Raw genomic sequence first — 8,088 nt, forward strand, 5'->3', positions numbered from 1 at the left:
TCTCTCGATATTCCGTCTCGTGTGGACTAACCGTCCTCCGATTCTCGACGATCCTGACATGTCGTCTTCCCCAGAGCCCGAGCAGGTCGACATCGTGCGCCTTCTCGGCCACGACGGCGAGCCCACGGGAAGCGCGCCGCTCCCGGCGCCCGACGTGCTCCTCGACGGCTACCGCCGTCTCGTCGCGGCGCGCCGGCTCAACGAGCAGGCCCAGGCACTCGTTCGGCAGGGCCGCCTCGCGGTGTACCCCTCGTCGCGCGGGCAGGAGGCGTGCCAGGTCGCCTGCGCCGCGGTTCTCGAGGAACGGGACTGGTTGTTCCCGACCTACCGCGACACCGCGGCGATCGTCGCGCGCGGCGTCGACCCGGTCGAGGTGCTGACCATGCTGCGCGGCGACTGGCACTGCGGCTACGACCCACGGGAGCGACGGACCGCCCCGCAGGCGACCCCACTGGCCACCCAGCTCCTGCACGCCGTCGGGGTCGGGCACGCCGCGCGGTTGCGGGGCGAGGACACCGTCGTGATGGCGCTCTGCGGTGACGGCGCGACCAGCGAGGGCGACTTCCACGAGGCCTGCAACTTCGCGGCGGTGTTCGCCGCGCCGGTGGTGTTCTTCGTACAGAACAACAAGTACGCGATCTCGGTGCCGCTGGCCCGCCAGTCCGTGGCCCCGTCGTTGGCGGCCAAGGCGGACGGCTACGGCATGCCGGGCGTCCTGGTCGACGGCAACGACCTGCCCGCCGTCACCCGTGTGCTCGCCGAGGCGGTCGCGCGGGCCCGTTCCGGAGACGGGCCGACGCTGGTCGAGGCGGACACCTACCGCATGGACGCCCACACCAATGCCGACGACGCCACCCGCTACCGCACCGAGGACGAGGTGACCGGCTGGGGGGAGCGCGACCCGCTCACCCGGGTACGCACCTATCTGACCGGGGCCGGCGTCCTCGACGAGACCGGCGAGAGAGAGATCACCGCCGCGTCGGAGGACATGGCGGCCCAGGTCCGCAGAGGACTGGCCGTGGAGGCTCCGGTCGACCCCGATGAGCTGTTCGCGCACGTGTACGCCACCCCCACGCCGCAGCTGACCAGCCAGCGCGCGTCGCTGCGGGCCGAGCTCGAGGACGAGGACTCCTGATGGCACCGAAGATGTCCATGGCCGCGGCGATCAACGCGGCGCTGCGCGACGCGATGGCCGCCGACGACGCGGTGGTCGTGTTCGGCGAGGACGTCGGTCCGCTGGGCGGGGTGTTCCGGGTGACCGACGGGCTCACCCGCGACTTCGGCGAAGGTCGCTGCTTCGACACCCCGCTCGCCGAGGCGGGGATCGTCGGTATGGCCGTCGGGATGGCGATGAACGGGATGCGGCCGGTCGTCGAGATGCAGTTCGACGCCTTCGCCTTCCCGGCTTTCGAACAGATCACCAGCCACGTGGCGAAGACCGCCAACCGCACTCGCGGCCGCGTGCGGTTACCCCTGGTCATCCGCATCCCCTACGCCGGCGGCATCGGCGGGGTCGAGCACCACTGCGACTCGTCCGAGGCCTACTACGCCCACACCCCGGGCCTGACCGTGCTGGCACCGGCGACGAACGCCGACGCCTACGGGCTGCTCCGCGCCGCGATCGAGTACCCGGACCCGGTGGTGTTCCTCGAACCCAAGAAGCTTTACTTCGCCAAGGAGGAGGTCGACGTCGCCGCCGAGGTCCCCCCGATCGGTCGCGCCGTCGTCCGACGCGCGGGACGCGATGCCACCCTGATCGCGTACGGGCCGTCCGTGCCGCCCGCACTGGCTGCCGCCGAGCAGGCCGCGGTCGAGGGGCGGGACGTCGGCGTGGTCGATCTGCGATCGATCGTTCCGTTCGACGACGAGACCGTGTGCGCCGAGGTCCGCAGCACCGGACGCGCCGTCGTCGTCGCCGAGGCCCCCGGGTTCGCCTCCGTGGCCTCCGAGATCGCCGCCCGGGTCACCGAGCGCTGCTTCCACCACCTCGAGGCACCCGTGCACCGGGTCACCGGGTTCGACGTTCCCTATCCCGCGCCGAAGCTGGAACGCCACTTCCTGCCCGGGGTCGACCGAATCCTCGACGCCGTCGACGAGCTGCAGTGGCAGGACGCGGCGTGAGAGACCAGATCTTCCTGCTGCCCGACCTCGGTGAGGGGCTCACCGAAGCGCAGCTCATCCGGTGGCTCGTGGCCGTCGGCGACACCGTCGCGGTCGACGAACCCGTCGCCGAGGTCGAGACCGACAAGGCCACGGTCGAGGTTCCGTCACCGTTCGCCGGGATCGTCGCCACACGACACGGGGAGGAGGGCACCACCCTCGCCGTGGGTGAACCGCTGATCTCGATCAGTCCGGACAGCGGCACCGACGCGACGCCGGAGGCCGACGAAGGCGCAACCTACATCGAGGAAGAACGCGGCGGATCCGGCGCGGTCCTCATCGGGTACGGCACCTCGCACGCCGCCCCGTCGCGTCGCCGGCGCCGGCGGACCGCACCCGCCAACCATGTGTCGGTCCCGACGGAAGGGACGTCGGAGCAGGCCGCTCCGCAGAAGCCCGCTGTCTTCTCCCCGCTGGTCCGTCGGCTCGCGCGCGACGGTGACATCGATCTGCAGGCGGTCACCGGGACCGGACCCGGCGGCCTGATCACGCGTCACGACATCGCGCGGGTGGCGACGACCTCCCCGGCCGACGAGCCGGCCGCGGCATCCCCGGACGCGGACATCGATCGACGCACCGCGCTGCCGGTCCGCACCCGCATCCCGATCACCGGGATGCGGCGGGCGATCGCCGAGACACTCGGCCGCAGCCGCGCGGAGATCCCCGAGGCGACCACGTGGGTCGACGTCGATGCCACGGCCCTGCTCGAGTTGCGTGCACGGCTCGCCGACTCGGGGCGAGCGCCCGGCCTGCTGGCCATGGTCGCGCGATTCGTCGTCGCAGGCCTGGTCCGCTTTCCCGAACTCAACGCTCGCGTCGACACCGAACGCCAGGAGATCGCCCACCTCGACGGGGTCAACCTCGGCCTCGCCACTCAGACCGACCGCGGGCTGGTCGTTCCCGCCATCACGAGCGCGCACCGGTTGTCCATGCGGGGCCTCGACGACGAGAGCCGCCGCCTCATCGCGGCGGCTCGGGAGGGCACCGCCACCGCCGCCGAGCTGGGGTCCGGTTCCTTCACGCTCAACAACTACGGCGTGCTCGGCGTCGACGGCAGCGCGGCGATCATCAACCATCCTGAGGTCGCGATCCTCGGCATGGGCCGCATCCTCCCGCGCCCCTGGGTGGTCGACGGGCAGATCGTCGTCAGGCAGGTCGTGCAGCTCTCCCTCGTCTTCGACCACCGCGTCTGCGACGGGGGCACCGCGGGGGGATTCCTGCGCTTCGTCGCCGACGCCGTCGAGAATCCGACCGCAGCCACCATCGAGCTGTGACGTCGGTCCGGCGCGCCGGCTCGAGAGAAGGCTCAGCCGCGGCCGGTGGGCGCGAGCTCCTCGGCGGGGGCGCTCATCAGATCTCCTTGACGTGCTCGAACGGCTCGCCGTACGACCGGCACCGGCGCAGCGCGGTGCACGCCGTCGGGCCGAAGCGTGAGGTCTCCTCGGTGTCCGGCGCGCCGCACTGCGGGCAGGCGACGGCGCGCGACGGGGCGGCGAGCGTCAGCGGGATCGGGCCGTTCGCGGCGCGCGGGCCGATCCGGTCCGGAGGGGCGACGCCGGCCTCGGCGAGCTTGCGGCGACCGTCGTCGGAGATCCAGTCGGTGGACCACGGCGGGCTGAACGTCGTGCGGATGTCGACCCGCGCGTAGCCGGCGTCGGACAGCGCCCGGCGCAGGTCGTAGCGCATCTCGTCGAGCGCTGGGCATCCCGAGTACGTGGGCGTGAGGGTGACGACCACGGTGCCGTCGTCCCGGGTCTCCACGCCGCGCAGCACGCCGAGGTCGGCGAGCGTGAGCATCGGCATCTCGGGGTCGACGACTTGCTCGGCCGCGGCCCGCGCGTCGGTCTCGGTGATCACCACGTCGCCTCCGGGTGCGTGCGGGCCGGCGACTGCACGAGGGCGAGCTCCTCGTCGAGAGGCCTGGTGACCTTGGGTCCGCCGGTGAACGTCGGCGCGCCCTCGACGTGGGCGGTGGTGTCGTCGCCGATCGTCATGCCGCCGCCTTCCGGGACTCCTGCTTCGCGGCGTAGGCACTGGCCGCGTCGCGGACCCACTGCCCGTCCTCGTGGGCGGCGCGGCGGTTGGCCAGGCGCTGGGCGTTGCACGGCCCCGCGCCCTTGACGACCTGCATGAACTCGTCCCAGTCGATGTCGCCGAAGTCGTGCGCCTCGCGCTCGGCGTTCCACCGCAGCTCCGGGTCCGGCAGCGTGACGCCCAGGGCCTCGGCCTGCGGGACGGTCACGTCGACGTAGCGCTGGCGCAGCTCGTCGTTGGTGTGCCGCTTGATCCGCCAGGCCATCGACTGCTGGGTGTTCGGGGAGTCGCCGTCGGCCGGGCCGAACATCATCAGCGACGGCCACCACCAGCGGTCGACGGCGTCCTGCACCATCGCGCGCTGCGCCTCGGTGCCGGCCATCAGCGTGCGCAGCAGCTCGAAGCCCTGGCGCTGGTGGAACGACTCCTCCTTGCAGATGCGCACCATCGCCCGCGCGTACGGCCCGTAGCTCGAGCGGCACAGCGGCACCTGGTTGACGATCGCGGCGCCGTCGACGAGCCACCCGATGACACCGATGTCGGCGAACGTCAGCGTCGGGTAGTTGAAGATCGACGAGTACTTCTGCTTCGAGTCGATCAGCTTCTCGGTGAGCTCGGCCCGGTCGACGCCCAGGGTCTCGGTGGCCGAGTAGAGGTAGAGCCCGTGGCCGGCCTCGTCCTGCACCTTCGCCAGCAGGATCGCCTTCCGCCGCAGGCTCGGGGCGCGCAGGATCCAGTTGCCCTCGGGCTGCATGCCGATGATCTCGGAGTGCGCGTGCTGGGCGATCTGGCGGATCAGCGTCTTCCGGTAGCCCTCGGGCATCCAGTCGCGCGGCTCGATCCGGCCCTCGGCGGCGACCGCGCGGTCGAACTCCGCCTCGAGGCCGGCCTCGGCGTGGCCCTGCTCCTCGGTCACCGCCATCGATGGCATCCTCACACATCCTCCCGACCGAATGTTCGTTCGGTTCACATGCTGCCCGCCGCGGAGGCTCCAACGCAAGGGATGTGCACCGGTCATGCGGGGTTCTCGCGAAGACCCTCGAACGCCATGCGCTCGACGACGGCCACCAACTCCGCCGGGGTCGCACGGTCCGGCCGGTACCACTCGATCAAGGAATTGACGGCGCCCGACAGAAGCCGCGCAGCAAGTGCGGCGTCGATGTCGTCGACGATCTCGCCGGCGTCCATCGCCTCGCGCACCAGCGCGGCGATTCGTCGGTCGAAGACCTTCCGCCGCTCGAGTGCCCAGCACTCGGTCTCGGTGTTGCCCCGCAATCTGAGCAGCGACGTGACGTAGGGCAATTCCGTGGTCAGGACCTCCACCTGACGACGGACGATGTGCCTCAGCCGCTCGACGGGCGCACCGTCCTGGGCCGGGGACTCCGACAAGATCCCGAAGAGCCCCTCGATCGCGGGTTCCAGCGCCCCTCGGAGGAGTGCTTCCTTGCCGGGGACATGGTGATAGATCGACGACTTCGCGATCCCGGCTGCACGTGAGAGGTCCGCCATCGACGTCGCCTCGTAGCCGCGCTCGGTGAAGAGGTGCGCGGCCACCTCGATCAACGAAGTGGCAGTGTGGCCCGCGTAACGCCCCTCACGCGGTCTGTGCGCGACCCATGAGGACCGCGGACCTCCGTCGCCGTCGGCACCCTCCTGGACGCTGATCACGGCGGTCGCCTCCTCTACATCGGAGTAGTGCGCTGGTAGAACGCGATGCTACCTTCGGCCCAACCGAACGATCGGTCGGCTTACTGGGGACGAGAGGCGACGATGGCCGAGGCCTATGTAGTGGGCGGAGCACGGACGCCTCAAGGCAAGTACGGCGGTGCGCTGGCGACGGTGCGACCCGACGATCTCGCGGCACTGGTGATCGGTGAAGCCATCGCCCGAGCGGGCGTGCACGGCGAGGCCGTCGACGAGGTGATCCTGGGTGCCGCGAACCAGGCGGGAGAGGACAACCGCGATGTCGCGCGCATGGCCGTGCTACTGGCGGGCCTCCCGCAGACGGTCCCTGGTTACACCGTCAACCGTCTCTGTGCGAGCGGTCTCACGGCTGTCGCTTCAGCCGCACAGGCCATCAAGGCCGGCGAAGCGGACGTGGTCGTTGCCGGCGGCGTCGAGTCGATGACCCGCGCGCCGTGGGTGATGGCCAAGCCCGGAACGCCGTGGGGCCCGCCCGGCGAAGTCGTCGACACCAGCCTGGGATGGCGCTTCACCAACCGGCGGTTCCGCGAGCTGGACGAGCGTGCACCGGAGATCCACACCGAGACCGACGGGCCAGTCACGCTGTCGATGGGTGAGACGGCGGAAGAGGTCGCCACGCTCGACGGCATCACGCGCGAGGAGTGCGACGCCTTCGCGTTGCGCAGTCACACCCGCGCCGTAGCGGCCATGGACGCCGGCCGCTTCGAGGACGAACTCGTGACGGTTGACGCGCCCCAACGCAAGGGTGACCCGATACCTGTGACGCGCGACGAAGTACCACGTCCCGACATCTCGCCAGAAGCATTGGCGAAGCTGAAGCCGGTCTTCCGTCGCGGCGGCATCGTCACCGCCGGCTCGTCCTCGCCGCTCTCGGACGGAGCCGCGGCACTGGTCGTGGCTTCCGAGGAGGCCGTGCACCGCTACGGCCTCACTCCGCTGTCCCGGATCGTGGCGGGGGCGAGCGCCGGAGTGGCGCCTCACGTCATGGGTCTCGGCCCGGTTCCCGCGACGGAGAAAGTCACGGCGCGGGCCGGCTGGAGCGTCGACGAGCTCGACACCGTCGAGCTCAATGAGGCGTTCGCCGCTCAGAGCCTCGCGGTGATCCGACGACTCAAGCTCGACGAGGCCCTGGTCAATCCTGACGGCGGCGCCATTTCCCTCGGCCATCCTCTCGGCTGCTCCGGCGCTCGCATCACACTGCGCCTCGCACACCGGCTGCACCAGGGTGACGCCCGCCGAGGTCTCGCCACCCTCTGTGTGGGGGTCGGTCAGGGGGCGGCGCTCCTGCTCGAGCGCCTCTGAGCGTCTCTGCGCCACCGTCAGCTGTCGTCCTCGAGCCTCGGTGCCGGGACGAACTCCTGCTGGGGCATGGCGTTACTCCCTTCCCCAGCCGGCGATGAACAGCCCCGTCTGCCGACTCACGGCGAGGTTCCTGCGCCATCCCCACGACTTCGAATGGCACGAGCCCGAAGAGTGGTTGCCGGCCCCACTTCCGGAGGCGTAGCACCCACACTTCCGTGGTCAGTGAGGCACCTCGACCACCACGCTGGACAGGTGACGGACCAGGTGCTTAGCCCCCATCAAGTTCTTGATACACACCGGTTCGACAACGCGAGGGCCCAGCTCCTCCAGGCGGCCGATCGGTGAGCTCGCCGAGTTGGTTGTCGCGTCCGGCGTCTCCTGCTGACGACGGCTGAAAGCTGACCCCCTGGCGACGGGTGAATCTGGACCCCCTGCCGTTAGTGAGGGGTGCTGAGCGTGGAGGACTGGGCGGAGATCCGCCGGCTGCATCGGGCCGAGGGCATGCCGATCAAGGCGATCGTGCGCAGGCTCGGGGTCGGGCGGAACACGGTGCGGCGGGCGCTGGCGGCCGAGACGCCACCGAAGTACGAGCGCGTGGCGAAGGGTTCGATCGTCGACGCGGTCGAGCCGCAGGTTCGGGAACTGCTCGCCGAGTGGCCGACCATGCCCGCCACGGTGATCGCCGAACGGATTGGTTGGAACCGCTCGCTGACGGTGCTCAAGGACCGGTGATGGCGCTAGCTGAAGCTCCTCACTCCTGCTAGATCTGTGAGTGTCGCTGCGGTGCTCCGGCTGGGAGGACCAGCAGGCTCGGTGCCGGTGATCTCGACGTGACTCGCGCTAGATCTGGCCGCTTCGGCGTGCCTTGAAGTTGACGTGTCCGCCGAG

The 8,088-nt window shown here is 70.6% G+C and carries 8 protein-coding genes and 1 pseudogene; 5 read left to right on the forward strand and 4 right to left on the reverse strand.

Annotated features, from left to right (window positions below; all coding sequences use genetic code 11):
- The first annotated feature begins 58 nt into the window (after positions 1-58).
- Genes pdhA through QSK03_RS30335 form a run of 3 tightly spaced genes read left to right on the forward strand, consistent with a single transcriptional unit; the run spans position 59 to position 3,434 of the window.
- Positions 59-1,135, forward strand: coding sequence for a pyruvate dehydrogenase (acetyl-transferring) E1 component subunit alpha (gene pdhA / locus QSK03_RS30325; RefSeq protein WP_285659326.1), 1,077 nt, complete (start codon positions 59-61; stop codon positions 1,133-1,135).
- Complete coding sequence (locus tag QSK03_RS30330) at positions 1,135-2,121, forward strand: alpha-ketoacid dehydrogenase subunit beta (RefSeq protein WP_285659327.1); 987 nt, start codon at positions 1,135-1,137, stop codon at positions 2,119-2,121. The genes pdhA and QSK03_RS30330 overlap by 1 nt, the downstream gene beginning before the upstream one ends.
- On the forward strand, positions 2,118-3,434 hold the full coding sequence (locus tag QSK03_RS30335) for a dihydrolipoamide acetyltransferase family protein (protein WP_285659328.1): 1,317 nt from the start codon (positions 2,118-2,120) through the stop codon (positions 3,432-3,434). The genes QSK03_RS30330 and QSK03_RS30335 overlap by 4 nt, the downstream gene beginning before the upstream one ends.
- 76 nt (positions 3,435-3,510) lie before the next feature.
- Here the strand turns inward: QSK03_RS30335 and paaD are convergent, their stop codons facing one another.
- The 4 genes from paaD to QSK03_RS30355 all read right to left on the reverse strand — a co-directional run bounded on the left by paaD (position 3,511) and on the right by QSK03_RS30355 (position 5,757).
- Positions 3,511-4,020: a 1,2-phenylacetyl-CoA epoxidase subunit PaaD gene (gene paaD / locus QSK03_RS30340; protein ID WP_285659329.1), complete on the reverse strand. Its 510-nt coding sequence runs from the start codon at positions 4,018-4,020 to the stop codon at positions 3,511-3,513.
- Positions 4,014-4,154, reverse strand: coding sequence for a hypothetical protein (locus QSK03_RS30345; RefSeq protein ID WP_285659330.1), 141 nt, complete (start codon positions 4,152-4,154; stop codon positions 4,014-4,016). Before QSK03_RS30345 ends, paaD begins: the two co-directional genes overlap by 7 nt.
- Positions 4,151-5,116 (reverse strand): 1,2-phenylacetyl-CoA epoxidase subunit PaaA, encoded by a 966-nt coding sequence (gene paaA / locus QSK03_RS30350; RefSeq protein WP_285659331.1) that lies wholly within the window; start codon positions 5,114-5,116, stop codon positions 4,151-4,153. Before paaA ends, QSK03_RS30345 begins: the two co-directional genes overlap by 4 nt.
- Before the next feature lie 92 nt (positions 5,117-5,208).
- Entirely contained in the window at positions 5,209-5,757 is a 549-nt protein-coding gene (locus QSK03_RS30355) for a TetR/AcrR family transcriptional regulator (RefSeq protein WP_285659332.1), read from the reverse strand.
- Positions 5,758-5,964: 207 nt separating this feature from the next.
- Between QSK03_RS30355 and QSK03_RS30360 the strand changes: the two genes are divergently transcribed.
- Positions 5,965-7,200 carry a thiolase family protein gene (locus tag QSK03_RS30360; protein WP_285659333.1) on the forward strand — a complete coding sequence of 412 codons (1,236 nt, stop codon included), beginning with the start codon at positions 5,965-5,967 and terminating at the stop codon, positions 7,198-7,200.
- A gap of 447 nt (positions 7,201-7,647) precedes the next feature.
- Positions 7,648-7,929 (forward strand): annotated as a pseudogene (locus QSK03_RS30365) (helix-turn-helix domain-containing protein); the annotation flags it as partial.
- Positions 7,930-8,088: the final 159 nt, after the last annotated feature.

The organism is Actinomycetospora sp. NBRC 106375, from assembly GCF_030269665.1.
Classification (GTDB): Bacteria; Actinomycetota; Actinomycetes; order Mycobacteriales; family Pseudonocardiaceae; genus Actinomycetospora.